The sequence below is a fragment of the Pseudomonas sp. OTU750018 genome (genome assembly GCF_011636575.1).
GTDB lineage: Bacteria > Pseudomonadota > Gammaproteobacteria > Pseudomonadales > Pseudomonadaceae > Aquipseudomonas > Aquipseudomonas peli.
Map to the genome: position 1 here is coordinate 239,921 of NZ_JAAPAU010000003.1, position 25,584 is coordinate 265,504.

22 protein-coding genes are annotated in these 25,584 nt (G+C 62.9%); 11 read left to right on the plus strand and 11 right to left on the minus strand.

Going from position 1 to position 25,584, the window contains the following annotated elements:
* Positions 1–100 precede the first annotated feature (100 nt).
* From recC to HCI85_RS16650, 5 genes are all read left to right on the plus strand, one after another.
* Positions 101–3,355: an exodeoxyribonuclease V subunit gamma gene (recC, locus tag HCI85_RS16630; RefSeq protein WP_167146166.1), complete on the plus strand. Its 3,255-nt coding sequence runs from the start codon at positions 101–103 to the stop codon at positions 3,353–3,355.
* Complete coding sequence (recB, locus tag HCI85_RS16635; protein WP_167146168.1) at positions 3,352–6,897, plus strand: exodeoxyribonuclease V subunit beta; 3,546 nt, start codon at positions 3,352–3,354, stop codon at positions 6,895–6,897. Before recC ends, recB begins: the two co-directional genes overlap by 4 nt.
* A complete protein-coding gene (recD, locus tag HCI85_RS16640) occupies positions 6,897–8,738 on the plus strand; it encodes an exodeoxyribonuclease V subunit alpha (RefSeq protein ID WP_446730796.1) in 1,842 nt (613 codons plus the stop codon). Before recB ends, recD begins: the two co-directional genes overlap by 1 nt.
* A gap of 7 nt (positions 8,739–8,745) precedes the next feature.
* Entirely contained in the window at positions 8,746–9,186 is a 441-nt protein-coding gene (locus tag HCI85_RS16645; RefSeq protein ID WP_167146172.1) for a hypothetical protein, read from the plus strand.
* A gap of 104 nt (positions 9,187–9,290) precedes the next feature.
* Complete coding sequence (locus HCI85_RS16650) at positions 9,291–10,055, plus strand: substrate-binding periplasmic protein (protein WP_167146174.1); 765 nt, start codon at positions 9,291–9,293, stop codon at positions 10,053–10,055.
* A gap of 46 nt (positions 10,056–10,101) precedes the next feature.
* Here HCI85_RS16650 and HCI85_RS16655 read toward each other — a convergent pair whose 3' ends face one another.
* Together HCI85_RS16655 and prlC are read right to left on the minus strand one after the other, a co-directional pair.
* Positions 10,102–10,380 (minus strand): YheV family putative zinc ribbon protein, encoded by a 279-nt coding sequence (locus HCI85_RS16655; RefSeq protein WP_090254479.1) that lies wholly within the window; start codon positions 10,378–10,380, stop codon positions 10,102–10,104.
* Positions 10,377–12,425, minus strand: coding sequence for an oligopeptidase A (prlC, locus tag HCI85_RS16660; RefSeq protein ID WP_167146176.1), 2,049 nt, complete (start codon positions 12,423–12,425; stop codon positions 10,377–10,379). Before prlC ends, HCI85_RS16655 begins: the two co-directional genes overlap by 4 nt.
* A gap of 171 nt (positions 12,426–12,596) precedes the next feature.
* Between prlC and HCI85_RS16665 the strand changes: the two genes are divergently transcribed.
* A complete protein-coding gene (locus HCI85_RS16665; protein ID WP_167146178.1) occupies positions 12,597–13,139 on the plus strand; it encodes a gamma carbonic anhydrase family protein in 543 nt (180 codons plus the stop codon).
* A gap of 14 nt (positions 13,140–13,153) precedes the next feature.
* Positions 13,154–13,801 (plus strand): HAD family hydrolase, encoded by a 648-nt coding sequence (locus HCI85_RS16670; RefSeq protein ID WP_167147072.1) that lies wholly within the window; start codon positions 13,154–13,156, stop codon positions 13,799–13,801.
* Between the two features lie 45 nt (positions 13,802–13,846).
* On the opposite strand, the gene HCI85_RS16675 is transcribed toward HCI85_RS16670, so the two are convergent.
* The gene (locus HCI85_RS16675) at positions 13,847–14,077 is read right to left on the minus strand and encodes a DUF1161 domain-containing protein (protein ID WP_167146180.1); all 231 of its coding nucleotides are present in this window, start codon (positions 14,075–14,077) and stop codon (positions 13,847–13,849) included.
* Between the two features lie 64 nt (positions 14,078–14,141).
* Positions 14,142–15,194, minus strand: a complete 1,053-nt coding sequence (locus HCI85_RS16680; protein WP_167146183.1) for an aminopeptidase — start codon at positions 15,192–15,194, stop codon at positions 14,142–14,144.
* A gap of 109 nt (positions 15,195–15,303) precedes the next feature.
* Here HCI85_RS16680 and HCI85_RS16685 point away from each other — a divergent pair, with 109 nt between their 5' ends.
* A complete protein-coding gene (locus HCI85_RS16685) occupies positions 15,304–15,723 on the plus strand; it encodes a PA0061/PA0062 family lipoprotein (protein WP_167146185.1) in 420 nt (139 codons plus the stop codon).
* On the opposite strand, the gene HCI85_RS16690 is transcribed toward HCI85_RS16685, so the two are convergent.
* The 4 genes from HCI85_RS16690 to HCI85_RS16705 form a co-directional block, all read right to left on the minus strand.
* Positions 15,724–16,149, minus strand: a complete 426-nt coding sequence (locus HCI85_RS16690) for an OsmC family protein (protein ID WP_090254493.1) — start codon at positions 16,147–16,149, stop codon at positions 15,724–15,726.
* An 81-nt stretch (positions 16,150–16,230) separates the two neighbouring features.
* A complete protein-coding gene (locus tag HCI85_RS16695) occupies positions 16,231–17,226 on the minus strand; it encodes an LLM class flavin-dependent oxidoreductase (RefSeq protein ID WP_167146187.1) in 996 nt (331 codons plus the stop codon).
* Between the two features lie 152 nt (positions 17,227–17,378).
* Positions 17,379–17,594 (minus strand): dodecin, encoded by a 216-nt coding sequence (locus HCI85_RS16700; RefSeq protein ID WP_090254497.1) that lies wholly within the window; start codon positions 17,592–17,594, stop codon positions 17,379–17,381.
* A 110-nt stretch (positions 17,595–17,704) separates the two neighbouring features.
* Positions 17,705–18,592, minus strand: a complete 888-nt coding sequence (locus tag HCI85_RS16705) for a LysR family transcriptional regulator (RefSeq protein WP_167146189.1) — start codon at positions 18,590–18,592, stop codon at positions 17,705–17,707.
* A 134-nt stretch (positions 18,593–18,726) separates the two neighbouring features.
* Between HCI85_RS16705 and trpB the strand changes: the two genes are divergently transcribed.
* From trpB to HCI85_RS16720, 3 genes are all read left to right on the plus strand, one after another.
* Positions 18,727–19,938: a tryptophan synthase subunit beta gene (gene trpB, locus HCI85_RS16710; protein ID WP_090254501.1), complete on the plus strand. Its 1,212-nt coding sequence runs from the start codon at positions 18,727–18,729 to the stop codon at positions 19,936–19,938.
* Positions 19,935–20,744 (plus strand): tryptophan synthase subunit alpha, encoded by an 810-nt coding sequence (gene trpA, locus HCI85_RS16715; RefSeq protein ID WP_167146191.1) that lies wholly within the window; start codon positions 19,935–19,937, stop codon positions 20,742–20,744. The genes trpB and trpA overlap by 4 nt, the downstream gene beginning before the upstream one ends.
* 242 nt (positions 20,745–20,986) lie before the next feature.
* Entirely contained in the window at positions 20,987–21,619 is a 633-nt protein-coding gene (locus HCI85_RS16720; protein ID WP_167146193.1) for a TetR/AcrR family transcriptional regulator, read from the plus strand.
* A gap of 30 nt (positions 21,620–21,649) precedes the next feature.
* Here the strand turns inward: HCI85_RS16720 and argA are convergent, their stop codons facing one another.
* From argA to HCI85_RS16735, 3 genes are all read right to left on the minus strand, one after another.
* The gene (gene argA / locus HCI85_RS16725) at positions 21,650–22,948 is read right to left on the minus strand and encodes an amino-acid N-acetyltransferase (RefSeq protein WP_090254507.1); all 1,299 of its coding nucleotides are present in this window, start codon (positions 22,946–22,948) and stop codon (positions 21,650–21,652) included.
* Positions 22,949–23,051: 103 nt separating this feature from the next.
* The gene (gene argE, locus HCI85_RS16730; protein ID WP_167146195.1) at positions 23,052–24,230 is read right to left on the minus strand and encodes an acetylornithine deacetylase; all 1,179 of its coding nucleotides are present in this window, start codon (positions 24,228–24,230) and stop codon (positions 23,052–23,054) included.
* Positions 24,231–24,299: 69 nt separating this feature from the next.
* Complete coding sequence (locus HCI85_RS16735) at positions 24,300–25,565, minus strand: inorganic phosphate transporter (RefSeq protein WP_160086599.1); 1,266 nt, start codon at positions 25,563–25,565, stop codon at positions 24,300–24,302.
* Positions 25,566–25,584: the final 19 nt, after the last annotated feature.

A 25,584-nucleotide genomic window follows, 5' to 3' on the forward strand; every position in this document is an offset into this window, starting at 1 on the left:
GGGTTGGCACTCTGCGCCAGCGCGCGACACAGACTGTCGCGTAATCCCGTCAGCTTGATTGACCTGATAACCTTGCGCGCTACTGAACGGATGCCCCTCGATGCTGACGCTTTATCACGCCCCCGATCTGGAAACCCTTGGCGAGCTGGCCACCACCCTGCTCGCCACGCCGATGCGCGAGTCCTTTGCTCCGGCGTTAGTGGTGGTGCCGAGCCAGGGCATGGGGCGTTGGTTGACCCTGGAGCTGGCGCGCAAGCAGGGCATCGCCATGCAGCTGGACGTGCAGTTGCCGGCCAAGTTCGTCTGGGACTTGTCGCGCCTGGCTTTGGGCCAGCTGCCGGAGCAATCGGCTTTTAGCCCCAGCAGCCTGAGCTGGCGGCTGTATGACTGGCTGTGCGAGCCGCCCCACCTGGCCGAGGCGCCGCGCCTGGCACATTATCTGGATGGTGGCGATGAGCGCCGCAGGCTGTCATTGGCCGTGAAGATCGCCGACGTATTCGACCAATACCTGCTGTATCGCGACGACTGGCTGGCCGCCTGGGAACGCAACGACTTGCTCGACCTCGGCCCGGATGAAGGCTGGCAGGCGCTGCTCTGGCGCGAGCTGACCAAAGACGGCCATCCACACCGCGCGCGTTTGCTGGAAGAGCTGCTCACCCGCCTGTATGACGCCACGCCCATCGCCGGGCTGCCCGAGCGCGTGCTGGTGTTCGGCATCAGTTCGCTGCCGCCGCACCATATGCGGGTATTGGAAGGCCTGGCGCGGCATACCCAGGTGATTGTTTTCGCCCTCAACCCGTGCCGCGAAGCCTGGGGTGAGATTCGTGATATCCGCGAGCTGGCGCGGCAACCCGAAGCCAGTCCAGAAGACTGGTACCTGGATGTCGGCCATCCGCTGCTGGCCAGCCTGGGCAAACAGGGCCGCGATTTTTTCGACAGCCTGTTTAGCCTGGCCTCCAGCGAGGGCAGTCAGGAAATCGGCCTGTATTCCGAAGACGCTGACCTGCACGACGCCAGCCTGTTGCAGGCATTGCAGAACGACATCCTGCGCCTGCGCACCCGAACGGCGGCTGAACGCTTGGTGCTGCGTGAGGACGATCGCTCGCTGGAACTGCACGTCGCCCACTCGCCGCTGCGCGAGGTGGAAATCCTGCATGACCAACTGCTTGCCCGCTTTGCCGCCGACCCCGCGCTGACGCCCGATCAGGTGGTGGTGCTGACCCCGGATATCGAGCGGTATGCGCCCTATATCGAAGCGGTGTTCGCCCCGCGCGAGGGTGTGCCTCGCGTGCCGTTCAGCCTGGCTGACCGCAGCCTGCGCGCAGAAATTCCGCTGATCGAAGCCTTTCTCAACCTGCTGGCGCTGCCGGACAGCCGCTTTGCTGCCGAGGAAATCCTCGCCTGGCTGGAACAGCCGTCTATTGCCCGCCGCGCAGGTATCGAAGCCGAAGATTTACCGCTGCTGCGCGACTGGCTGCGCGACGCGGGCGTGCGCTGGGGCCGTGATGAAACGCACCGCGAGCAACTGGGCCTGCCTGCCGACGCAGCCTTTACCTGGCGACAAGGGCTGGACCGCCTGCTGCTGGGCTTTGCCGCGCCGCCGCAGCTGGCCGGTCTGGCTGCACCGTTGCTGGGTGACAGTTGGCCGCTGGATGCGCTGGAAGGTGGCCGCGCACAACTGCTCGGGCGCTTGGCCGGTTTTGTCGAGCGTTTGGCCGCGCTGGCGCAGAGCCTGCAACGGCCGCGCGCCCTGGGCGAATGGGCCGAATCCCTGCAAGGACTGATCGATCAGCTGTTTGATGAGCGTGAGGCCGGCGAGACCTTGTTGCTGCTGTCCAAGGCCAGCGCGGCGCTCAAGGAACAGGGCGACGCCTCGGGGGTTGAGCGGCCGATTGAGCTGGCGCTGATCCGCCAGCAACTGACCGCCGCCTTGGAGCAGGGCAGCGCCGCCTCGGGCTTTCTCACGGGTGCGGTGACCTTCTGCACCATGGTGCCGATGCGCAGCCTGCCGTTCCGACTGGTCTGCCTGCTTGGCCTGGATGACGGCGCCTTGCCGCGCCGCACCCCGGCAGCGGGCTTTGACCTGATCAGCCAGAAACCCCGCCGTGGCGACCGCGCACGCCGTCTGGACGACCGTTACCTGCTGCTGGAAACCCTGCTCTCGGCCCGTGGCGGCCTATACCTGAGCTACGTCGGCCGCGACCCGCGCAGCAACGCCGAGCTGCCGCCTTCGGTTTTGGTCAGCGAATTGCTGGATGTGGTTGACCTCACGGCGGTAGATGGCAACGGCCCGGCCAGCGCAAGGGTTACTCACCACCATCCATTGCAACCCTTCGCGCCGGGTAACTTCGCCGGCAACCGCCATGCCGGCTTTGCCGCGCCCTGGTTCCACGCTGCGCAGCGTTTGAGTCAGGCGGTGCAAGCCCCCGCGCCCTTTGCCAGTCCGTTGGATAAGCCGGATCAAGATTGGCTGAGCATCGAGCCGAGTCAGCTGATTCACTGCTTTAAACACCCGGCGCGCTACCTGCTAGAACAGCGCCTCGGCCTGCGCCTTGCGCAGACAGAGGAAACCCTGGCTGGTGACGAGCCGTTCAGTGTCGAGTGGACCAGCCAGCATGGCCTGCGCCAGCTGGCGTTGCAGGCTATCGAGAACGGTTGGAGTGAACGCCAGGAGCACGCCGTGGCGGCTGCGTCCGGCTGGCTGCCGGTGGGCGAGTTGGGCCAGGCGCACTGGGGGCAGATTCGCGGGCCGATCCGCGCCTTTGCTCCGACGCTGTTCGATGAACGCCCGGAAGATGCACCGCAACCGCTGCTGGTGGATCTGCAGCTGGCCGGCGTACGTATCCATGGCTGGCTGGATGGCGTGACCCGCGCCGGCCTGTTCGACTATCGCCTGCGTGATCTCGGCGCTTGGGAGCTGGCGCCGTTCTGGCTGCGTCACCTGCTGCTCAACTGCGCTGCTACGCCTGACATCAGCCGCGACAGCCGCCTGTTATCGCCGAAAAGTGAATGGCGCCTGGGTCCGCTGGCGAATGCCCGTGAACTGCTGTTGCCCTGGCTCGAAGCCTACAAAAGCGCGCTGTGCGAGCCGCTGCCGCTGTTCGCCAAATGCAGCCACGGTTTTGCTCGCAAATGGCGCAACCCCGGGCGCAAAGAGCCGATTGACGCCGCTCGCAGCGAAGCGCGGGTGATGTGGCAAGGCAATGATTTTATGACCGGTGAAGGCCAAGATCCCTGGAACGCCCTGGCCTTCCGCGACCGTGAAGCGCTGGATGAGCACTTTGAAGCGCTGGCCGAACAACTCTACGGCCCAGCCCTCGATGCCCTGCAAGACAGTGACGAGGACGAAGCATGAGCAGCGCCAGCCTGAACCTGCTGCACGACAGCTTCACCGGCCGATCGCTGATCGAGGCCAGCGCCGGCACCGGCAAGACCTGGACCCTGACCGCGCTGTATGCGCGCCTGTTGCTGGAGAAGCAACTCAGCGTCAGCCAGATTCTGGTGGTGACCTTTACCACCGCTGCCACGGCCGAGCTGCGCGAGCGCATTCGTAAGCGCCTGGCCGAGTTGCTGGCGGTGTATGAACAGGGGCCGGGCGACGACGCCTTGCTCAATGAACTGCGCGCCCAGTACCCGGATGCAGCCAGCCACCGGCGTTTGCTGCTGGCGGTGCATGGCTTTGACGAAGCGGCGATCTTCACCATCCACGGCTTCTGTCAGCGCGCCTTGCAGGACGCGGCGTTCGAGGCAGGTGGTGATTTTGATAACGAACTGACCCATGACGACCGCGAGATTATCGATGCCCTGCTGGCCGACCTCTGGCGGCATGAGTTGGCCGCCGCCGAGCCGGAATGGGCGGCGTTTCTGGTGCAGCAAAAGATCACCCCGCAAAGCCTGCGTCAGCGTTTGCGCAATCACCTGGGCAAACCGTACCTGCGCATCGAACCACAACCGGGCACGCGCAGTGAGATGAGCGCCCTGCGTGCCGCCTGGCAGCAGGCGCAGCGTCTTTGGCAGGGTGAAAGCGCCGGCTGGCTGGCGCAGCTCAAAGCCTTCGATGGCTTCAAGAGCAATATGTGCAACCCGGCCAAACTGGGCGTCTGGCAGGCCGAGCTGGACGGTTATTTCAGCGATGCCGCTGCGCTGTTCAGCAAGACCGAAGCGCATCGACGGCTGGCTCGCGAAGGGCTGAACAAAGCCAGTAAGAAGGGCTGCGAAGCCCCGGCCAATCCGCTGGCCGCTGCCTTGCAGGAACTCTGCGACGCCCTCGATACGGCGCAACCCCAAGCCGAGCAACGCCTGATCGACCTGCAGGTGCGCTTGATCCATCAGCTCAACGAGCAACTGCCCGCGCGCAAGGCGGCGCAACGCCTGCTGGCCTTCGATGACCTGCTCAACAAACTGCAGCAAGCCTTGCAGAGTGAGGGCGGCGAACACCTGGCAAGCACCCTGCGCACGCAGTATCCGGTGGCGCTGATCGACGAGTTTCAGGACACCGATCCGGTGCAGTACCGAGTTTTTCATCGCATTTACCAGGACGCCGGCGACCTGTGTTTTGTCGGCGACCCCAAACAGGCCATCTACGCGTTTCGCGGTGCCGACTTAGCCACGTATTTAAAAGCCCGCAGCGAAGCCGCGCGGCAATACAGCCTGGCCACCAACCACCGCTCCACGCCAGAACTGATCGACGCGCTGAATCAGCTGTTCGACCGGCCCATGCCCTTTGCCGAGCCGGGCTTGGCTTACCAGCAGGTCGGCGCCAGCAGCAAGGCGCGGGCGCAACTGGTGCTGCCGCGTATTGAGGATGAAACCGACGCACCGCTGGCGTTGGTCTGGCTGGATAACGACTACCTGGGCAAGGGTGAAGCGGGCGCTTTGGTGGCACGCGACACCGCGCGGCGAATCGCGTCCGTGCTAAGCGCCAGCAGCCGGGGGGAGGCCTATTTCGAACAGTCGGGTATCCATACGCCGTTAAAGGGCGGTGATATCGCCGTGCTGGTCGCCAGTCACCGTCAGGCTGGCGAAGTGGCCGCCGAGTTGGCCGCCCGTGGCGTGCCCAGCGTGCGCCGGGGCAAGGAGAACGTCTGGCACAGCGAGGAGGCCGATGAGCTGTCCGCCGTGCTCGCCGCCTACGCCGAACCGGGCCGCGAGGGTGCGTTGCGTTATGCCCTGGCCAGCCGTTTGCTGGGCCGTAGCGCCGCCGATCTGGCCGCCTGCAGCGAGGATGCCCAAGCCTGGGACCGCGAGCGCGAAGCCGCCGAACGCTACCACCAGCTGTGGCAGCAGCAGGGCTTTATGCGCGCCTTCCGCGCCTGGCTGGATGAGCAGTACGTGGCCCAGCGCCTGCTGGCCCTGGTCGATGGCGAGCGCCGCCTGACCAACCTGCTGCATCTGGCCGAACTGCTGCAAACCGAAAGCCTGCAACGCCCCGGCCTGGAGCAATTGCTCGCCTGGTTCAACGCCCAACGCAGCGCCGAGGCCCACGGCGAAGACGCCTTGCTGCGTTTGGAAAGCGATGCGGAGCGGGTGCAGATCGTCACTATCCACACCTCCAAAGGCCTGGAATACCCGCTGGTGTTCTGCCCCTACCTGTGGGACGGCGCGCTGCTACGCCAGCATGAGGACATCAGCTGCCACGCCGACGACGGCACACCACTGCTGGATCTGGGCAGCGAGCAGATCGACACGCATCGCGAGCGCGCCCGCCATGAGCGTTTCGCCGAAAAACTGCGCCTGACCTATGTGGCTCTGACCCGCGCGCGCGATCGCTTGTGGCTGCACTGGGGGCCGGTGGACTGCAAACCGAAAAAGGACGGCACCCTCGGCGACAGCGGCCTGCACAGCAGCGCCCTGGCCTGGCTGCTGCACGGCCGCGCATTGCCGGGTGACGATGCCCTCGCCGAGCTGGCCGGCCACCTGCAAAGCCTGAGTCCGCAGGGTTTGCGTGCAGAAGTCGAACAATTGATCGCCAGCAGCCAAGGCCAGATGACCCTTCAGCCGTTGCGTGACAGCGAGGCCAGCGCCGCCGGTGAGCAACGCGCCCCGGCCCCGCAGCAACTCGCCACCTTGCAGCGCAGCCTGCACAGCGCTTGGCGCATCGGCAGTTTCTCCGGGTTGGCGGCGGGCATGCATATGGAAGCCCCGGACCGCGACGGCCTGGTGCTGCCGGACGCCAGCGAGCCGGGCACGGGCTTCTTCGCCTTCCCCCGGGGCGCGCGGGCCGGTACTTGCCTGCATGCCATTCTGGAAGATTGGGCGCGCGGCAAAGGCGCGCTGGCTGAGCTGATCGAACCGGGGCTGAGTGGCCACGGCATCAGCAGCGACTGGCAGGCCGTGGCGCTTGACCATCTGCAACAGGTGATCGACGCCGATCTGGATGGCAGTGGTCTGACCCTCGCCTGCCTGAATCCGACGCGCCGCTTGCCCGAACTGGGCTTTACCTTTCCCCTGGCCGGGCTGGATGTGCAGCGCCTGCGTGCGATTCTCTGCGATCCGGCCCATGGCCTGGCCGCACCGATGCGCGAGGCGGCGGCGCGCCTTGAATTCGACAGCCTCAAGGGCTTTCTCAAGGGCTTTATCGATCTGACCTTCGAGCACGATGGGAGCTGGTATATCGCCGACTACAAGTCCAACTGGCTCGGCCCGGATGCCAGCTACTACGGCGGCGAACGCCTGCTGCAGGCCCTGGCTGCCGAGCATTACTACCTGCAATACCTGATCTACCTGGTGGCGCTGCGGCGCTTTCTGCGTCAGCGTCTGGATGACTTCCAGAATGAGCAGCTGGGCGGCGCGTATTACCTGTTTCTGCGCGGCATGCCGGATGCTGGCGTATATTTTTCGCGGCCCAGCGATGGGCTTTTGGATGCATTGGATAAGCTGTTTGCGGAGGGCGCGTGATGCTTAACGATCTACCCCTCGGCCCGTTGGAACGCTCACTGGTCGACAGCCTGCAGCGCCTTGATCCGCAGGCGTCGCCTGTGGTCTTGGCGTCAGCGGCGTTGCTGTGCATGGCCTTGGACAAGGGTGATGTGTGTTTGCCGTTGGCGCGTCTGGCCGGGCAGCGGCCCTGGCCCGACCACGGCTTCAGTTTGCCGCCGCTGGCCGAGTGGCAGGCGCAGCTGGAAGCATCGCCCCTGGTGGGTGGCGACGGTGATTTCACCCCGCTGATTCTCGAGCATGGCCGCCTCTATCTGGCGCGGTATCAGGCCTATGAGCGCCAGTTGGCCGAGCAGCTGTTGCAACGCGCCGCCGATTTGCCCGAGGTGGATGAAGTCCAGCTCAGTGAAAGCCTGACCCGGCTATTTGCTTTTAACCAACAGCAACCCGACTGGCAGCGTCTGGCCGCTGCGCAAGCGGTGCGGCGCAAACTGGCGGTGATCTCCGGCGGCCCCGGCACCGGTAAAACCACCACAGTGGTGCGTCTGCTCGCCGCGTTATTAGAGCAACCTGGCTGCGAACATCCGGGCGGCGCTCCGCTGGCCATCGGCCTGGCCGCGCCTACGGGCAAGGCCGCGGCGCGAATGGCCGAAGCGATCCGCAATGCCAAAGCCGAATTGCCGGTCAGCGAGTCAATCAAAGCCGCCTTGCCGGATGAGGCGCGCACCCTGCATCGCCTGCTCGGCAGCCGGGGCGACAGCCCACAAGTGCGCCATCACGCGGCCAACCCGCTGGCGCTGGATGTGCTGGTGGTGGACGAAGCCTCGATGGTCGATCTGGCGCTGATGGCCAAACTGCTCGACGCCCTGCCGCCCACAGCGCGGCTGATCCTGCTCGGCGACAAGGACCAGCTGTGCGCCGTGGAAGCCGGCGCGGTGTTCGCCGAACTCTGCGAGGGCCGTGGTTTCGACGCCCAGGCTGCTTGTGAGCTGCAGCGCATTACCGGCCAGCAAGTGCCGGTCAGCCAGCCCAGCTCGCAGCTCGGTGATGCCGTGGTGCTGCTCACCCACAGCCACCGCTTTGCCGGCGATAGCGGCATCGGCGAACTGGCGCGGCGGATCAATGGCGGCGACGTCAGCGGCACCCTGAATCTGCTCAAGGAAGCGCGCATCGACCTGGCCTGGAATGCTGCGCCAACGCCCATTGATCTGCTGGAGCGTCTGGATCAGGGCTACGCGCCCTACCTGGCGGCGGCGCAAAGCGGTGATCCGGCTGCGGCCTTTGCCGCCTTTAACGCCTTCCGCGCGCTTTGCGCCCAGCGTGAAGGTGCCTGGGGCGTGGCCGGTATCAACGAAGCCCTGGAAGCACGGATCAAACGCCGCAGTCAGGTGCCCAGCCGCGAACGCTGGTACGTTGGCCGGCCGGTGATGGTGCGGCAGAACGACTACGCCCTCGGCCTGTTTAACGGTGATATCGGCCTCTGCCTGCACACTGAATACGGCCTGCGCGTCTTTTTTGAAGGCGAAAACGGCTACCGCCCCTTCGCCCCGGCACGCCTGCCGAGCCACGATAGCGCCTTCGCCATGACCGTGCACAAAAGCCAGGGCTCGGAATTTGCCAACGTGCTGCTGGTGCTGCCCGAACTGCCCAGCCCCTTGCTCAGCCGCAGCCTGTTCTACACCGGCATCACCCGGGGTAAACACAAGGTGGAAATCTGGGGTTTGCCGGCGCGTTTAAGCGAAGCCGTGGCCACCCGTGCGGAACGGGCGGCTGGTTTGGCTGAGCGGCTGGCCACAACGTCTTTAATAGCAACGCCGCAGCCATTCGCAGCAGACGGCTCCACTCAATTTTCGCTTTTCTAAGGACCGTATGAAGTATGTTTTTCTGACGATATGGGCCGTGTTTTTTTTGCCGTTGGGAGGTTTCGCCAGCCTTGGTCTGTGGAGAAGCCCCGGTAGCTATCAGAGTTATCTGCTTATTGCCGGAGTGGCCTATGCCGCGGTTTGTAGCTTCAAGCTGATTCAAGAAGGCTACCGTAGCAGAGCTTTATTTGGTTCCAGCAAAGTGGGCTTCTGGTTATGCCTGCTGTTGTTGCCATTGTGTTTGCTGCCCTTATACGGTGCCTACGAAACCTGGTTACAGGGTATTTATGTACCCAGCTCTTCAGGGCGTAAGACATACTTGAGCAGTTTGCTACTGGAGGGTTTGCAAGCTTTGGTCGGTCACTGGGGGCCGATCATCGCGTTGTTGGTATTTGGGCTGGGGATGTTGTTTTTTCTGCTGGACGTGATCCGTCAATACCGCCGCTGACGTTGCGGTAGGCTGCCGTGTAATCCGTCTGAACGCCTACACTGCGAAAGCAATTACTGAGTTTTGCGATCCGCCGCGGTGCTGACCGCTAAGGTTGAGGCGCAATGCGCATTCGAACATTTATCTGTTTGTTCTTAAGCCTGGCGCTCTGCACCAGCGTCCTGGCGGCGCCGTTGCGCCTAGTCACCGGCGATGACTACGCGCCCTTTACCGGCAAGGCGCTGCCTGCAGGTGGCATGCTGACGCAGTTGGTGCGTGCGGCGTTGCAGCGCAGCAGCATCGCCAGCAGCCTGGACTGGCAGCCCTGGAAGCGCGGTTACCTGAAAACCCTGCAAGGCGATTACGACGCCACATTCCCGTATGTCCGCACTGCGCAGCGTGAAGAGGTGTTTCTCTACTCGGAGCCGTTGTTTACCGCCGAGCAGTATATTTTCAGCCGGGCAGGTGAGGTAATCGAGCTCGATGATGTCCCCAGTATGCAAGGGTTGCGACTCTGCTACCCGCTGGGTTGGCAGCCGCCACCCATCATTCAGCAGTTGCTGGATGATGGGCAGTTACGCCGGCATTCCCCTACCGGATTGAATGAGTGCGCCCGTTTGCTGTTGATGGACCGCGATGATTTTTTTATCTCGGATCGACGCCTGGGCGAGACGGCGTTGCAATTGAGCGGTGTGCCTTTAGAACGCTTTCGTCGCTCCAACAGCGCCATTAACCGCAGCACCCTGCACCTGATCGTGCCGCGCAGCCACCCGCAGGCGGCGGTGATCATCGCGCAGTTCAATCAGGGCTTGGCGCAGTTGCGCGCCAGTGGCGATTATCAGCGCATGCTTGAGCGCAACCTGCAGCAGAGTGAGGTCGCTGCGCCCTGAGTTAGCGCAGTGGCTTTATGGCCGGCCATCCCTGGCGGCCACCCAGCTATTTCTTAAGTTTGGGGTTAGGAAAGAACTGCACGACTTGCACTTTGGGGTCGGCAACCTTGGGTTTCAGGGCGCTGATATTGACCCGTGTGGGCAGTTCACGCGGCACTGAGTTGCCGCGTTCGTCCAGGGTGTCGGCGTAGCCGCAGCCGATGCACTCGCGGTGCGGCACGCCGTCCACGTTCCACATCTGGATCTTGTCCATTTCGCTGCACGCCGGGCAGACCGCGCCGGCGATAAAGCGTTTTGCGCTGATATTCACAGGTGCATCTGTCATGCGGCCTCCTGGCTCAAACCAAGGTGGCGCAGCAGCGCGTCGATCGACGGCTCGCGGCCACGGAAATCCACAAACAGCACCATCGGTGCCTGCGAGCCGCCGCGCGCCAGGATGGCTTCACGGAAGGCTTGCCCAGTGGCGCTATTGAATACGCCTTCTTCCTCGAACTTGGAGAAGGCATCGGCGCTCAGCACTTCGGCCCATTTGTAGCTGTAGTAACCGGCCGCGTAACCGCCGGCGAAGATGTGCGCGAAGCTGTTGGGGAAGCGGTTGTAGGCCGGTGGACGCAGCACCGAGACTTCCGCGCGGATGCCTTCGAGTACGTCGAGCACGCTGCGGCCGTCGCAGTGGGTGGCGTGCAGTTCGAAGTCGAACAGGCTGAACTCGATCTGCCGCACCATCATCAAGCCGGACTGGAAGTTCTTCGCCGCCAGCATCTTGTCCAGCAGGTCCTGCGGCAGCGGTTCGCCAGTCTCGTAGTGACCGGAGATCAGCGCCAGACCTTCCGGTTCCCAGCACCAGTTCTCCATAAACTGGCTCGGCAGCTCGACCGCATCCCAGGCCACGCCGTTGATACCGGACGCACCGGCGTGTTCGACGCGGGTCAACAGGTGATGCAGACCATGGCCGAATTCATGGAACAGTGTGGTGACTTCATCGTGGGTGAGTAGCGCCGGCTTGTCGCCGACAGCCGGGGTGAAGTTACACACCAGATTGGCCACTGGGCTGATCAGCGTGCCATCGGCGGTGCGACGTTTGTCACGCGCGCCGTCCATCCAGGCGCCGCCGCGCTTGTTGGCGCGGGCGTAGAGGTCGAAGAAGAAGCGCCCGACGTGGGTGCCGTTCTCGGTGATTTCAAACAGGCGCACATCTGGGTGCCAGGTGTCGAAGCCACTCAATTCCTCGATCTGGATGCCGTAGAGCTTTTCAACGATAGCGAACAGGCCAGTCAGCACCTTGTCGATGGGGAAGTAGGCACGCAGGATTTCCTGGGAAATGCTGTAGCGCTGCTCGCGCAGTTTCTCGCTGTAGTAGCCGACGTCCCAGCTTTGCAGCTCGCTGCAGCCCTGCTCACTGGCGAAGGCTTGTAGTTCGCGCAGGTCCTGCTCGGCAAATGGCTTGCCGCGAGTGCCCAGGTCGCGCAGGAAGTGCAGCACCTGGTCGGTGGTTTCAGCCATTTTGCTGGCCAGGCTCAGCTCGGCGTAGTTGCCGAAACCCAGCAGCTTGGCCAGTTCTTGACGCAAGGCGAGAATCTCCTGCATCACCGGGCCGTTGTCGTTCTGCCCGGCATTCGGCCCCTGATCGGAAGCGCGGGTGCAGTAAGCGGCATATAGCTCTTCACGCAGGGCGCGGTCGTTGGCGTAGGTCATCACCGCAAAATAGCTGGGGAATTCCAGGCTGATCAGCCAGCCGTCCAGGCCCTTGGCCTCGGCAGCCTGCTTCATCTGCGCCTTGGCCGAGTCGGTCAGGCCATCCAGCGCCGCCTCGTCGGTGACGTGCTTGGTCCAGGCTTGAGTGGCATCCAGCAGCTGGTTGGAGAATTTGCTGGCCAGTTCGGAGAGCTTCATCTGGATCTCGCCGTAGCGCTTCTGCTGCTCGGCTGGCAGGTCGATACCGGACAGGCGGAAGTCGCGCAGGGCATGTTCGAGGATGGTCTTCTGCGCCACGTCGAAACCGGCTGCTGCAGGGCTCTCGGCCAGCGCTTGATACGCCTGGAACAGCGGTTGGTTCTGGCCAATCTCGGTCCAGTATTCGGACAGCTTGGGCAGGCAGGCCTCATAGGCGGCGCGCAGTTCGGCGCTGTTGCACACGGCGTTCAGGTGGCTGACCGGGCTCCAGGCGCGGCCCAGGCGCGCGCCCAGTTCGTCCAGGGCCAGCACCAGGCCGTCCCAGCTAGGGTCGGCGGCCTGCTGCTCAAGCAGGTTGCTCATGGCGGCGCGGTTGTCGGCCAGAATCTGCTCGACGGCGGGCTCGACATGCTCCGGACGGATGGCGCTGTAGGGGGGCAGATCGAAGGCTTGCAGCAGCGGGTTAGTGGCAGTCACGACAGGTCACCTGTTACGAAATGGGTTTGCAGCTGTGACCCTGGGGGGCGCAAAAGGCTCCCAGGGGCAGGCTTGAGTGGACAGCGGCGCCATAAAGCAGCGCAGTTGTCCTGAACATGGGTGCCATCTTAATTACAATCAAGGCCAGACGCAGCTTAAGAGGTTTCTATCGTGGCGATTCGTACTTACCAGCAGTTAACCCCGCAGCTTGGCGAGCGGGTATTTGTCGATGCCTCGGCGGTGGTGCTGGGCGATGTGGAGATTGGCACCGACAGCTCGGTATGGCCGCTGGTGGTGATTCGCGGCGACATGCACAGCATCCGCATCGGTGAGCGCAGCAGTGTGCAGGACGGCAGCGTGTTGCACATCACCCATGCCGGGCCGTTCAACCCGCAGGGTTTTCCGCTGAATATCGGCGACGAGGTGACCATCGGCCACAATGTCACTTTGCACGGTTGCAGCCTGGGTAACCGCATTCTGGTCGGCATGGGCAGCATCATCATGGACGGTGCCGTGGTGCAGGATGAGGTGGTGATCGGTGCCGGCTCCCTGGTGCCGCCGGGCAAAGTGTTGGAAAGCGGTTACCTGTACGTCGGCAGCCCGGTGAAACAGGCGCGGCCGCTGACGGACAAGGAGCGCAGCTACTTCAGCTACAGCGCGGCCAACTACGTGCGGCTAAAGGACCAGCATCTGATGGAAGGTTATGCCGGCTGATGAGCGAACCTGTCATGCATTACCAGAACATCCTGTTTGACCTCGACGGCACCCTGACCGACCCGCGTGAGGGGATTACCCGCTCGGTACAGCATGCGCTGGCCAAGCTGGGCATTGATGAGCCTGATCTGCAGGCGCTTGAACACTTTATCGGTCCGCCGCTGCTGCAGTGTTTTATGCAGACCTATCAGTTTGATGAGGCCACGGCCTGGCAGGCGGTGAACCATTACCGCGAGCGCTTCCGTGAGGTGGGGCTTTATGAAAACCAGCTGTTCGACGGCGTGGGTGAGCTGTTGCAGCTGCTGCAGAACCAGCAGCGCTCCTTGTATATCGCCACCAGCAAACCGACGGTATTTGCCGAGCAGATCGCCCGGCACTTTGGCTTTGCCCAGCACTTCAAGGTGATTTACGGCAGCGAGCTGGACGGCACGCGCACCGACAAGGTTGAGCTGATCGCCCACCTTCTGGAAAAAGAACAATTGCCGGTGCAGAGCACGCTGATGATCGGAGATCGTAAGCACGACCTGATCGGCGCGCGACGTAATGGCCTGGATGCGGCCGCGGTGGGCTATGGCTTTGGCAGCCTGGCCGAATTGCAGGCCGAAGCGCCGACCTATCACTTCCACAGCCTGGCCGAGTTACACCAGGCGTTTGTGCGGTAGGTGTCGCATGCGGGCTGCCTGGATCAGGCAGCCCGCATACGAGGATTAACCGTTTTTCTGGTAGATGATCTTCTTGGTGCCGCCGTCGCAGCTGCCGACCACCATATTGGAGTCTTGGGCGTCTTCGTTGGGCACGATTTCCAGGGTGTAGCTGGCAACGCCGGCGGCCTGGATTTTCACTTCGATCTCCGCACGCAGCTCTTCGCAGGGCTTGGGTGCGGCCAACACGCTGGTGCTGAGTAGGCCAAGCAGCACGGCCAGGGTGAATTTGTTCATTGCATCGCTCCTTTTGCGTGAACAGAAACTACTGATGTTGGAGTAGGAACTCGGTACGTAAGTTCTAAGAGCCCGCAGATAAGTCCATCAGCGCCTGATGCCGTTCGCGTTCGGGCAACTCGCCCAAGGCGGCGACACGCTGATAAAAGCGCGGCCAATCGCGTTCAACTTGTTCAAACAGCGCGGCGAATGCCGGCACCCATTGATCATAGAGGCCAAACGGCAGCAGCTTGGCGTTGTTTATCGGCGCGTTAATCCAGTCGTCGTAACGCCCGCTACCGCCCCACTCGCGTTTGCTGAGTGCATGGTATTCGGCGCGCAGGCGGGCGATCTCGGCCTGCTTGCCACTGCGCATCTGCGCGGCTGGCAGGTCGCTGGCATAGAGCTGCTGCAGGCGTGTTCGGCTGGCCAGCACCAGGGCGATAAATTGCTCGCGCTGCTGTTCGCCCTGCGGATCGTTAGGCGGCAGCCCCTGTTTGATACGCCATTGGCTTAGGCCTTCACGCTCGACAAAGCTGGCGAAGGATTCGTTGAACGCGGTGTCGTTAGCCACATACAGCTGCTGGTGCGCCAGTTCGTGGAAGATCACCGCCACCAGGCGCTCATCGCTCCAGCGCAGCATGGTGTTGAGAATCGGGTCATCGAACCAGCCGAGGGTGGAATAGGCCTCGACGCCGCCCAGGTAGGTGTCCAGGCCCTGCTTTTTCAGCACTGCTGCCGCGCCCCGTGCCCGTTCTTGGCTGTAGAAGCCGCGATAGGCCACGCAACCGGCGATGGGAAAACAGTGCAGCTCGGGCGACAGGGAAAATTCCGGGGTGGCAAACACATTCCACACTACAAACGGCCGCTGAATATCGGCGTACAGGCGGTAGCTGTCATTGTCGGGCAGGCTCAGCTGGGCGCTGGCGAAATCCCGCGCCTGTTGAGCAAGTGCCAGGCGTTGCTTGAGTTCGGGGTCGGCAGTCGGGTTCTCCAGCAGCTCGGCAATCGGCTCGCGCGCCTGCAGCAGGTGCAGTTGCCCGCCGGCCAGGTGGCTGTAGTAGTCCAGGGTGCTACAGCCGTTCAGCAGCAGCGCAGCGGCCAGCGGAACCCAGCGCCAGAGCAGAGCGTCGAACATGGATAAGTACCCGTGAGTAAACAGGCTGTCACGCTAGCGCATCGGCGCTGCTGCCTCCAGCACGGGATCGGCGTAGGCTAACTGTCGTTGCGATTTATGGAGGTGTCCCATGCGTTACCTGGCTTTGCTTGGCGGTGTGCTGGTGCTCAGCGCCTGCGCCTCTCCCGTGCCTGCGCCTGATCCGAGCCAGGCTTGGGTGGACCTGCGCAGTAATGCCGGCACCCTGCTGATGGCCGATCGCCTTGATGGCCAGCGCCTCAACGATGGTCGTTACTTCCAGGTGCCTGCTGGTGCTCATGAGCTGCAGGCGCGCTTTCAGTTCGAGGTAAACAGCGGTGGTGGCCTGGATGGGGCCTATGAGCCGCGTCAGGTGACCTGTGAAGTTCGCGTGCGGCATGACAATTTCGTGGCCGGCCAACGCTACCGGCTGGAAGCCAGGCCCATGCAGATGAAAGCGCAGGCCTGGCTGTATGACGAGCAACGCAATGTGCTGGCGCGCGGTAAGGTCATGCGCTGCGGTACATTCTGATCAGCTGTCGAGCACTGCTTCTAGGGTGATCTCGGCGTTCAGCACCTTGGACACCGGACAGCCGTTCTTGGCGGTTTCTACGGCTTTCTCGAAGGCCGCGCGGTCGGCGCCGGGGATGCGCGCCTTGAGCGTCAGATGCACGGCGGTGATGGAAAAACCGCCGTCGGCTTTGTCCAGGGTGACTTCCGCTTGTGTGTCGATACTCTCAGCGGTCATTCCGGCTTCGCCTAGCTCCTTTGACAGCGCCATGGAAAAGCAGCCGGCGTGAGCGGCGCCCAGCAGTTCCTCCGGGTTGGTGCCCGGCTGATCTTCGAAGCGGGTGTTGAAGCCATAGGGCGCGCTTTTCAGGGCGCCGCTCTGGGTCGAGATCGTACCTTTGCCGTCCTTGATGCCACCTTGCCAGTGGGCTGATGCTGTCTTCTTCATCCGAGTTCTCCAGTGCGTGGGTTACAAGGTTGAGAGCAGGCTGAGGTGGCACAAGTTCGAAAAATAAGTCCTGGCAGTCGGTTAACGCAGTTGCGCGACCAGCTCGAATGCATGCAGTCGGTCGGCAAAGTCGTACAGGTCGCAGGTGAAAATCAGTTCATCGGCACCGGTCTGTTCCAGTAGCACTTCCAGGCGTGCGCGCACCTTCTCCGGGCCGCCGATCATCGCCATGCCGAGGAAGCTGCTCACCGCTTCTTTTTCATGCGGCAACCACAAGCCCTGCATGCTGGTAACGGGCGGTCTCTGCACCAGGCTCTGGCCGCGAATCAGCGCTAGGATGCGCTGGTAGGCCGAGGTGGCCAGGTATTCAGCCTGTTCATCTGTGTCGGCAGCGATCAGCGGTACGCCGAGCATTACATAGGGTTTGTCGAGCACCTCAGAGGGCTTGAAGTGATTGCGGTAGACGCGAATCGCCTCATGCATATAGCGCGGCGCGAAGTGCGAGGCGAAGGCGTAAGGCAGGCCCCTCTCGCCAGCCAGCTGGGCGCTGAACAGGCTGGAGCCGAGCAGCCAGATTGGCACATTGGTGTCGCTGCCAGGCATGGCGATCACCCGCTGATCCGGCGTGCGCGGCCCAAGGTAGCGCTGCAGCTCTGCAACATCCGCCGGGAAGTCATCGGCGTTGCCAATCCGGTCGCGGCGCAGCGCCTGGGCGGTGAAGTGATCGGCCCCCGGCGCACGGCCCAGACCCAGCTCGATGCGGCCGGGATAGAGCGTGGCCAGGGTGCCGAACTGCTCGGCGATCACCAACGGCGCGTGGTTGGGCAGCATTACCCCGCCGGAGCCCAGACGAATCTTCGATGTACCAGCTGCTAGGTAGCCGAGCAGCACGGCGGTGGCTGAACTGGCGATGCCATCCATATTGTGGTGTTCGGCCACCCAGAAACGCTCGAAGCCCAGGCGTTCGACATGCTGCGCCAGCGCCAGGGAGTTGTGCAGAGCCTGGGCGGCGTTGCCGTCATCGCGAATCGGGGCGAGGTCCAGGGTGGAGAATTTGCTCTGTGCGAGTGCGCTCATCGGGCTGCCTGTGGGTTATCCGTGTGTTCGGGCGCCACAAAGCGCCAATACCTGAGTTAGATAGTGGGGCTTATTCTGCAGATTCCAAGGGGCAATGTGCGTGGGGTGGGTGGATCGGCGGCCATGTGTGGCATGACCGCATGCCTATGGACTCAGCTATTGCTCAGGCGGAAGCCGATTTTCAGGGTGACCTGGTAATGACCGACCTTGCCATCCACGATGTGCCCGCGGGTTTCCACTACCTCGAACCAGTCCATGTTACGCACCGACTTGGCGCATTCGGCCAGGGCATTTTCGATGGCATCTTCGATGCTGACTTTCGAGGAACCGACGATTTCGATTTTCTTGTAGGTGTGATGATCGGACATTGCAGCTCTCCCAGGTGGTTGAACAGGTGGGTCATCTAGTTGAGTCCCACCCCTGAACGCTAAAGTTCAGATTAGTCGCACTTGGTCTGCCCGTTTGCCGGTGACTGCTGCTAGCGCTCCAGCTCCTTGCGCAGCCACTGTGCCAGGCGTTCGGCGCGGTTATTGCGGCTGCGTATTGGCACCCAAAGCGCCAAGCGTGCGCTGGTTTCGACAAAGCCCCAGGGCGCGACCAGGCGACCGGCGGTCAGATCATCGGCGACCAGTTGCTGCGGTGCGATGGCCACGCCGAGGCCTGCCGCGGCGGCTTCCAACAAGTAATAAAGATGCTCGAAACCCTGGCCGAGCTTCAGCGCGCTGGAATCCAGCCCGTTACTGGCGGCCCAGCTGGGCCAGGCTTGCGGGCGCGAGCTGGTGTGCAGCAAGGGTTCGCCGAGCAGGGCGGCGGCGGCAGCCTGATGCAGTGCTGCGAACTGCGCATAACGCGGGCTGAGCACCGGGCCGATGCGCTCGGCGGCCAGCTCGAACACCTGCATATCCGCCGGCCACGGCGGTTCGGCGAACCACAGCGTAGCGTCCACCCCGCTGCGGCGCGGGTCCAGGTCACCTTCGCTGGCGGACAGCTGCAGGCGCAGTTCTGGCAGCTCGCGGTTGAGCCGGTCTAGGCGCGGAATAAACCAGCGCGCCAACAGGCTGCCCGGGCAGGCCAGCACAAACGGCGCATCGGCCTGCCCCTGCTGCAGTTCGGCGCAGGTGCTGCGCAGGCGGTTGAACAGTTCGGCGCTGACATCGCGCAGACGAATGCCCGCATCTGTGAGTTTAAGGCCACGACCTTCCTTGCTGAACAAGGCCACGCCCAGGTGCTCTTCCAGGCTGCGCACTTGGCGGCTGACTGCGCCATGAGTGACGTTCAGTTCGTTAGCTGCCTGGCTGACGCTGTTCAATCGGGCAGCCGCTTCGAAGGCGCGCAAGGCATTAAGTGGCGGAAGGTCTTGACTCATCTGTGAGTTTTCCTAACAGGTTTCGGCAATCTTATCGCTTTTGCCGCGCACGCCACAGCTTTATCCTGTGTCCATTGCCGTAGAAGCAGGCCGATGGCCTGCCAAGCGCGCCCGAATTTTCTGAGGAGAACGCCATGACTTCCTTCCGCGCTGGTCCTGATGCCAACGGCCTGTTCGGCTCGTTCGGCGGCCAATACGTCGCTGAAACCTTGATGCCGCTGATCCACGACCTGGCCGATGAGTACGAGAAAGCCAAGCTCGACCCCGAGTTCCAGAAAGAGCTGGCGTACTTCCAGCGTGATTTCGTCGGCCGTCCCAGCCCGCTGTATTTCGCCGAGCGCCTGACCGAGATGTGCGGCGGCGCGAAGATCTACTTCAAGCGTGAAGAGCTGAACCACACCGGCGCGCACAAGATCAACAACTGCATCGGCCAGGTGCTGTTGGCCAAGCGCATGGGCAAAAAACGCATCATCGCCGAGACCGGCGCCGGCATGCACGGCGTTGCCACTGCCACCGTCGCCGCACGGTTTGGCATGGAATGCGTGATCTTCATGGGTAGCACCGACATCCATCGGCAGAACGCCAACGTACTGCGCATGAAGCTGATGGGCGCCACCGTGGTGCCTGTAGTCGCCGGTACTGGCACCTTGAAAGATGCGATGAACGAAGCCCTGCGTGACTGGGTGACCAACGTCGACACCACCTTCTACATGATCGGCACTGTGGCCGGCCCGCACCCGTACCCGGCGATGGTCCGTGACTTCCAGGCCGTAATCGGCAAGGAAACCCGCGACCAGATGCTCGCCCAGGAAGGTCGCCTGCCGGACAGCTTGATCGCCTGCATCGGCGGTGGCTCGAATGCCATCGGCCTGTTCCACCCCTTCCTCGATGACAAAGACGTGAAGATCATCGGCGTGGAAGCGGCTGGCCACGGCATCGAAACCGGCAAACACGCGGCCAGCCTCAACGGCGGTGTACCGGGCGTGCTGCACGGTAACCGTACCTTCCTGCTGCAGAGCGACGACGGCCAGATCATCGACGCCCATTCGATTTCCGCTGGCCTGGACTACCCCGGCATCGGCCCGGAACACGCCTGGTTGCATGAAGTGGGCCGCGTTGAGTACACCTCGGTGACCGACACTGAAGCCCTCGAAGCTTTCCACATCTGCTGCCGCCAGGAGGGCATCATCCCGGCCCTGGAAACCGCTCACGCCCTGGCGGAAGTGTTCAAGCGTGCGCCGAAGCTGCCCAAGGATCACCTGATGGTGATTAACCTTTCCGGGCGCGGCGACAAGGACATGCAAACCATCGTGCACCACATGGAACAACAGGAGAAGCACGCATGAGCCGCCTGCAGAGCCGCTTTGCCGAGCTGAAAGAACAGAACCGCGCCGCCCTGGTGACCTTCGTCACCGGCGGCGACCCGAACTACGATGCCTCGCTGGCGATCCTCAAGGGCCTGCCTGCCGCCGGCGCGGATGTGATTGAGCTGGGTATGCCCTTCACCGATCCAATGGCCGATGGCCCGGCGATACAACTGGCCAATATTCGCGCCTTGGACAACGGTCAGGACCTGGCGAAAACCCTGCAGATGGTTCGTGAGTTCCGCGAAGGCGAGCAGGTCACCCCGCTGGTGCTGATGGGCTACTTCAACCCAATCCACAAATACGGCGTGGCGCGGTTTATTGCCGAAGCCAAAGACGCCGGCGTCGATGGCTTGATCGTGGTCGACCTGCCGCCCGAGCATAACTCTGACCTGTGCGACCCAGCGCAGGCTGCTGGCCTGGACTTTATCCGTCTGACCACCCCGACCACCGACGACAAACGCCTGCCGAAAGTGCTGAACGGCAGCTCTGGCTTTGTCTACTACGTGTCGGTTGCCGGTGTGACCGGTGCCGGCTCAGCCACCCTGGACCACGTAGAACAAGCGGTCACCCGCCTGCGTCGCCACACTGACCTGCCGCTGTGCATCGGCTTCGGCATTCGCACTCCGGAACATGCGGCGACCATCGCACGTCTGGCCGAAGGCGTGGTGGTCGGTTCGGCATTGATCGACCAGATCGCCAATGCCAGCAGCGACGAGCTGGCTGTAGACGGTGTGCTGAGCCTGTGTGCGGCGTTGGCTGAAGGGGTGCGCGGCGCGCGCGCCTAAGTCCTGGGGTGGGCGGAGCTCCTAGCGGACGCTCCACCCATCCACCGCGGCATCGGTGGATGAAAAAAGCGTTATCCACCCTATTTACCCTGATCTACCTCGTATGGCTCCCGCTATGCGGGAGGTCATTCGCAGCATTTCTTGCCATGAAAAGCGTTCCCGGATTTTATCCGGGCTATGGGTTCGGTGTAGGGTAGGCGGCGAAATGTCATCTGCCCTATTTCCTTGCTCCGAGTCTCGCCATGTCACGCTCACCTGTAGCCCGCAAACCCCGCGCCAGTAGTCAGAGCCGCATCGCCGGCATTCTGGCTGCTGCCCGTGAGTTGCTGGCCGAGCAGGGTGTGGCCAGCCTGTCGATCTACAGCGTGGCTGAGCGCGCGCAAATTCCGCCGTCTTCGGTGTACCACTTTTTCGCCAGCGTACCGGCGTTGCTGGAAGGGCTGACTGCGGATATCCACAGCGCGTTTCGCGCCTGCCTGCAGCAACCGATTGAACATGCGCAACTGCGCGATTGGCGTGACCTGTCGCGTTTAGTGGAGCAGCGCATGCTGGCGATCTATGCCGCCGATGCCGCCGCGCGCCAGTTGATTTTGGCGCAGCACGGCCTGGCCGAAGTCACCCAGGCGGACCGTCAGCACGATATCGAGCTGGGCCAGTTGATGCAGCAGTTGTTCGATCACCACTTCCCGTTGCCGCAGCTGCCGGAGGATGTCGATGTGTTCGCCCTGGCCATGGAGCTGGGCGACCGCGTTTATGCCCGCTCGGTGCAGCTGCACGGCGCCATCACGCCGCGCATGGCTGAGGAAGGCATGCGGGTGTTCGATGCCTATCTCAGTCTCTATCTGCCACCCCATCTACCAAAAAGGGCGCTCTAAGCGCCCTTTTCAATTTCCACCACAGTTCGTTCAGAGCGCCTTTTCAAACACCTGCGAGTTGCGCTGGTAGTTGTACAGCGAGGCGCGCGCAGCCGGCAGGCGGTCGACGCTGCTGGGCATAAAGCCGCGTTCGCGGAACCAATGCGCGGTGCGCGTGGTGAGTACGAACAGGGTCTTCAGGCCCTGGGCGCGGGCGCGTTCTTCGATGCGTTCGAGCAATTCATCACCGCGTCCGCCATGGCGGTAGGCCGGGTTGACCGCCAGGCATGCCAGCTCGCCGAAATCCGAGTCGGCAATCTGGTACAGCGCGGCGCAGGCGATGATCAGCCCTTCACGTTCAACAATGCTGAACTGCTCAATCTCACGCTCCAGCACCTCGCGTGAGCGGCGCACCAGAATGCCTTGGTCTTCCAGCGGGGTGATCAGTTCCATCAGGCCGCCAACATCCTCGATGGTCGCTTCGCGCAGCGATTCAAACTGCTCCTGCGCCACCAGAGTGCCGTTGCCGGTGCGGGTGAACAGTTCGCTAAGCAGTGCCCCGTCTTCCGCATAACTGACGATATGGCTGCGGCGTACTCCGGCTTTGCAGGCTTCGGCGGCGGCATCCAGCAGTTCAGCCTGGTAGCTGCTGCCCAGGCGCAGCAAGTGCGCGGGCACTTGCTGCGGGCGCAGTTCACGCACCAGTTTGCCGGCTTCGTCGAGCAGGCCGCACTCGGCGCCGAACAGCAGCAGCTTGTCGGCGTCCAGGTCGATGGCGGCGCGGGTGGCGACGTCTTCGCAGGCGAGGTTGAAGATCTCACCGGTCGGTGAGTAACCCAGCGGCGACAGCAGCACGATGCTGCGCTCATCCAGCTGGCGATTGATGCCTTTGCGGTCGATGCGGCGAACTTCGCCGGTGTGGTGATAGTCGACGCCATCGACCACGCCAATCGGCCGCGCAGTGACGAAGTTGCCGCTAGTAATGCGCAGGCGCGAGCCCTGCATCGGCGAGCGTGCCATGTCCATCGATAGGCGTGCTTCGATGGCGATGCGCAGCTGGCCGACGGCATCGATCACGCATTCCAGGGTCGGGCTGTCGGTGATCCGCAGGTCACGGTGAAAGCGTGGAGTCAGGCCGTTATTGGCCAGGCGTGCTTCGATCTGCGGGCGCGAGCCGTGCACCAGTACCAGGCGTACGCCGAGGCTGTGCAGCAGCACTAGGTCGTGGACGATATTGCCGAAATTCGGGTGGGCAACACCCTCGCCCGGCAGCATCACCACAAAGGTGCAGTCACGGTGGGCATTGATATAGGGCGAAGCGTGGCGGAGCCAGTTGACGTGGTCGTGCATTGCTTGAAGAACCTGTGTCGAATACGGAACGCATGGGAAGAGCGCAAGGTCGCGCCAGGCGGCAGCCGAGAGCAGCGGTTTTATCGTCGCAGTTGGGGCAGCTTCACGCGTTCTCTCCTCCGGATGACTCAGGTTGTTTGGTTTGCAGGCAGTAGTGTTCGATCAGCTGTTGCAGCAGACGCACAGTAGGCTGCAAACGTGACATTTCCAGGTACTCGCCAGGCTGGTGGGCGCAGTCGATATCGCCAGGGCCGAGCACCAGGGTTTCGCAGCCAAGCTGCTGAAGATAAGGCGCTTCGGTGGCAAATGCCACCGCTGTGGCGCTGTGTCCGGTCAGGCGCTCGGCAATGCGCACCAGCTCACTGTCGGCGTTTTGCTCGAAGGGCGGCACGCTGGGAAACAGCGGGGCGAAATCGATCTTCACCTGATGCTGCTCAGCTAACGGTTGCAGCTTCTGCCGGATTGCCGCGCGCAGGGCTTCTGGCTGCATGCCCGGCAGCGGGCGCAGGTCGAATTCCAGCGAGCACTGACCACAGATGCGGTTGGGGTTGTCGCCGCCGTGGATGCAGCCGAAGTTCAGGGTCGGCGTGGGCACGCTGAATTGCGGATTGTTGTACTCGCGCTGCCACTGCGCACGCAGGCCGCGCAGCTCGATCATCACGTCCTGCATGGCTTCCAGGGCGCTGTGGCCGAGGCTCGGGTCTGAAGAGTGGCCGCTTTGCCCAAGAATATCGATGCGCTCCATCATAATGCCCTTGTGCAGGCGGATGGGCTTGAGGCCGGTCGGCTCGCCGATCACTGCCGCACGGCCCAGCGGCTGTCCGGCTTGCGCAAGGGCGCGGGCCCCGGACATCGAGCTTTCTTCATCGCAGGTGGCGAGAATCAGCAGCGGCTGCTGGAAAGGCTGCGTCAGCAAGGGTTGCACGGCTTCGATGATCAGGGCGAAAAAGCCCTTCATGTCGCAACTGCCGAGGCCCACCCAGCGGCCATCGACTTCGGTGAGCTTGAGCGGGTCGGTTTGCCACAGCGCGGCGTCGAACGGCACGGTGTCGCTGTGCCCGGCCAGCACCAGGCCGCCTGGACCAGAGCCGTAGCTGGCAAGCAGATTGAATTTGCCGTGGGCGACTTGCTGCACATCGCAGGCGAAACCGAGGTCGCCGAGCCAGCTTGCTAGCAGCTCAATAACGGCGCGGTTGGACTGGTCCCAATGCGCCTGGGTACAGCTCACCGATGGCGCGGCGATCAGGGCGGCGAATTGGTCTTTGAAAGAAGGCAGGGGCATCGGTCATCTCCGCAAGCGAGGCCCATCATAGGGCCATCGCCTGCGCAGATAAAACCGTGCAGCGGGTGTTTAGAGGAAAACGCCGCGCAGGATGTAGAAGAACAGAATCGACAGCGCAGCACCCACGGGCAGGGTGATCAGCCAGGACATAAAGATCTTGCCAATCACGCCAAGGTTCAGCGCGCCAATGCCGCGCGCCAGGCCGACACCGAGTACCGCGCCGACCAGGGTGTGGGTGGTGGACACCGGCAGGCCGATGGCCGAGGCGCCAACCACGGTGGTGGCGGTGGCCAGTTCAGCGGCAAAACCACGGCTTGGGGTCAGCTCGGTGATTTCCTTGCCGATGGTCGCGATCACCTTGTAGCCGTAGGTGGCTAGGCCAATGACGATACCCACGGCGCCGAGCAGCAATACCCAGCCGGGTACGGCCGATTTGGCGCCAACGGCCATTTCGCCACCGGACTGGATCACCCCGACAATGGCCGCCAGTGGGCCTACGGCGTTGGCTACGTCGTTGGAGCCGTGGGCGAAGGCCATGGCGCATGCGGTGAAGATCATCAGCACGGCGAAGACTTTCTCCACGCTGGCGTAGTGGAAGTCTTTGTCTGCTTCGACATCGATCTTGATCCGGCTAAGCAGGACGATGCCCAGCAGCATGATCAGGCCACCGACGCCGAGCGACAGGAAGAAGCCCTCGGTCGTGGAGAGGTCCAGGCCAATGTGCTTGAGGCCTTTGGTCAGGGTCATGATGCTGACCATGAAGCCGGTGGCAAACATGTACAGCGGCACGAAGCGTTTGGCGTTGAGGAAGGGATTATCGGTATCGATAATCAGCTTCTGTACGCTGACGAACAGGCCAAAGGCAACGATACCCGACAGCACTGGGGACACCACCCAGCTGGCGACGATGGGACCCACGCCGTCCCAGTGCACCGCGTCCATGGACACACCAACGGCTGCGAAGCCGATGACTGCGCCGACGATGGAGTGAGTGGTCGACACCGGCCAGCCCTTGGTCGACGCCACCAGCAGCCAGGTGCCGGCCGCCAGCAGGGCCGACATCATGCCCAGCACCATCAGGTCCGGGCTGATCATCGACGCATCGACAATGCCGCTCTTGATGGTTTCGGTCACCTCACCGCCGGCAAGGTAGGCGCCGGCGAACTCGAAGACCATGGCGATCAGGATCGCCTGTTTGATGGTCAGGGCTTTAGAGCCGACCGAAGTACCCATGGCGTTGGCCACGTCGTTGGCGCCCACACCCCAGGCCATGAAAAAACCAAAGAGACAGGCAAGCAGCAGCAATACGAGGCCGTAGTCCGCAATCAGAGACATAAATAATTAATCCGTAGAT

Excerpts from the sequence above, each read along its gene's own strand:
- recC (WP_167146166.1), top strand. The coding sequence starts at position 101 with ATGCTGACGCTTTATCACGCCCCCGATCTGGAAACCCTTGGCGAGCTG.
- recB (WP_167146168.1), top strand. The coding sequence starts at position 3,352 with ATGAGCAGCGCCAGCCTGAACCTGCTGCACGACAGCTTCACCGGCCGA.
- recD (WP_446730796.1), top strand. The coding sequence starts at position 6,897 with ATGCTTAACGATCTACCCCTCGGCCCGTTGGAACGCTCACTGGTCGAC.
- HCI85_RS16645 (WP_167146172.1), top strand. The coding sequence starts at position 8,746 with ATGAAGTATGTTTTTCTGACGATATGGGCCGTGTTTTTTTTGCCGTTG.
- HCI85_RS16650 (WP_167146174.1), top strand. The coding sequence starts at position 9,291 with ATGCGCATTCGAACATTTATCTGTTTGTTCTTAAGCCTGGCGCTCTGC.
- HCI85_RS16655 (WP_090254479.1), bottom strand. The coding sequence starts at position 10,380 with ATGACAGATGCACCTGTGAATATCAGCGCAAAACGCTTTATCGCCGGC.
- HCI85_RS16670 (WP_167147072.1), top strand. The coding sequence starts at position 13,154 with ATGCATTACCAGAACATCCTGTTTGACCTCGACGGCACCCTGACCGAC.
- HCI85_RS16675 (WP_167146180.1), bottom strand. The coding sequence starts at position 14,077 with ATGAACAAATTCACCCTGGCCGTGCTGCTTGGCCTACTCAGCACCAGC.
- HCI85_RS16680 (WP_167146183.1), bottom strand. The coding sequence starts at position 15,194 with ATGTTCGACGCTCTGCTCTGGCGCTGGGTTCCGCTGGCCGCTGCGCTG.
- HCI85_RS16685 (WP_167146185.1), top strand. The coding sequence starts at position 15,304 with ATGCGTTACCTGGCTTTGCTTGGCGGTGTGCTGGTGCTCAGCGCCTGC.
- HCI85_RS16690 (WP_090254493.1), bottom strand. The coding sequence starts at position 16,149 with ATGAAGAAGACAGCATCAGCCCACTGGCAAGGTGGCATCAAGGACGGC.
- HCI85_RS16695 (WP_167146187.1), bottom strand. The coding sequence starts at position 17,226 with ATGAGCGCACTCGCACAGAGCAAATTCTCCACCCTGGACCTCGCCCCG.
- HCI85_RS16700 (WP_090254497.1), bottom strand. The coding sequence starts at position 17,594 with ATGTCCGATCATCACACCTACAAGAAAATCGAAATCGTCGGTTCCTCG.
- HCI85_RS16705 (WP_167146189.1), bottom strand. The coding sequence starts at position 18,592 with ATGAGTCAAGACCTTCCGCCACTTAATGCCTTGCGCGCCTTCGAAGCG.
- trpB (WP_090254501.1), top strand. The coding sequence starts at position 18,727 with ATGACTTCCTTCCGCGCTGGTCCTGATGCCAACGGCCTGTTCGGCTCG.
- trpA (WP_167146191.1), top strand. The coding sequence starts at position 19,935 with ATGAGCCGCCTGCAGAGCCGCTTTGCCGAGCTGAAAGAACAGAACCGC.
- HCI85_RS16720 (WP_167146193.1), top strand. The coding sequence starts at position 20,987 with ATGTCACGCTCACCTGTAGCCCGCAAACCCCGCGCCAGTAGTCAGAGC.
- argA (WP_090254507.1), bottom strand. The coding sequence starts at position 22,948 with ATGCACGACCACGTCAACTGGCTCCGCCACGCTTCGCCCTATATCAAT.
- argE (WP_167146195.1), bottom strand. The coding sequence starts at position 24,230 with ATGCCCCTGCCTTCTTTCAAAGACCAATTCGCCGCCCTGATCGCCGCG.
- HCI85_RS16735 (WP_160086599.1), bottom strand. The coding sequence starts at position 25,565 with ATGTCTCTGATTGCGGACTACGGCCTCGTATTGCTGCTGCTTGCCTGT.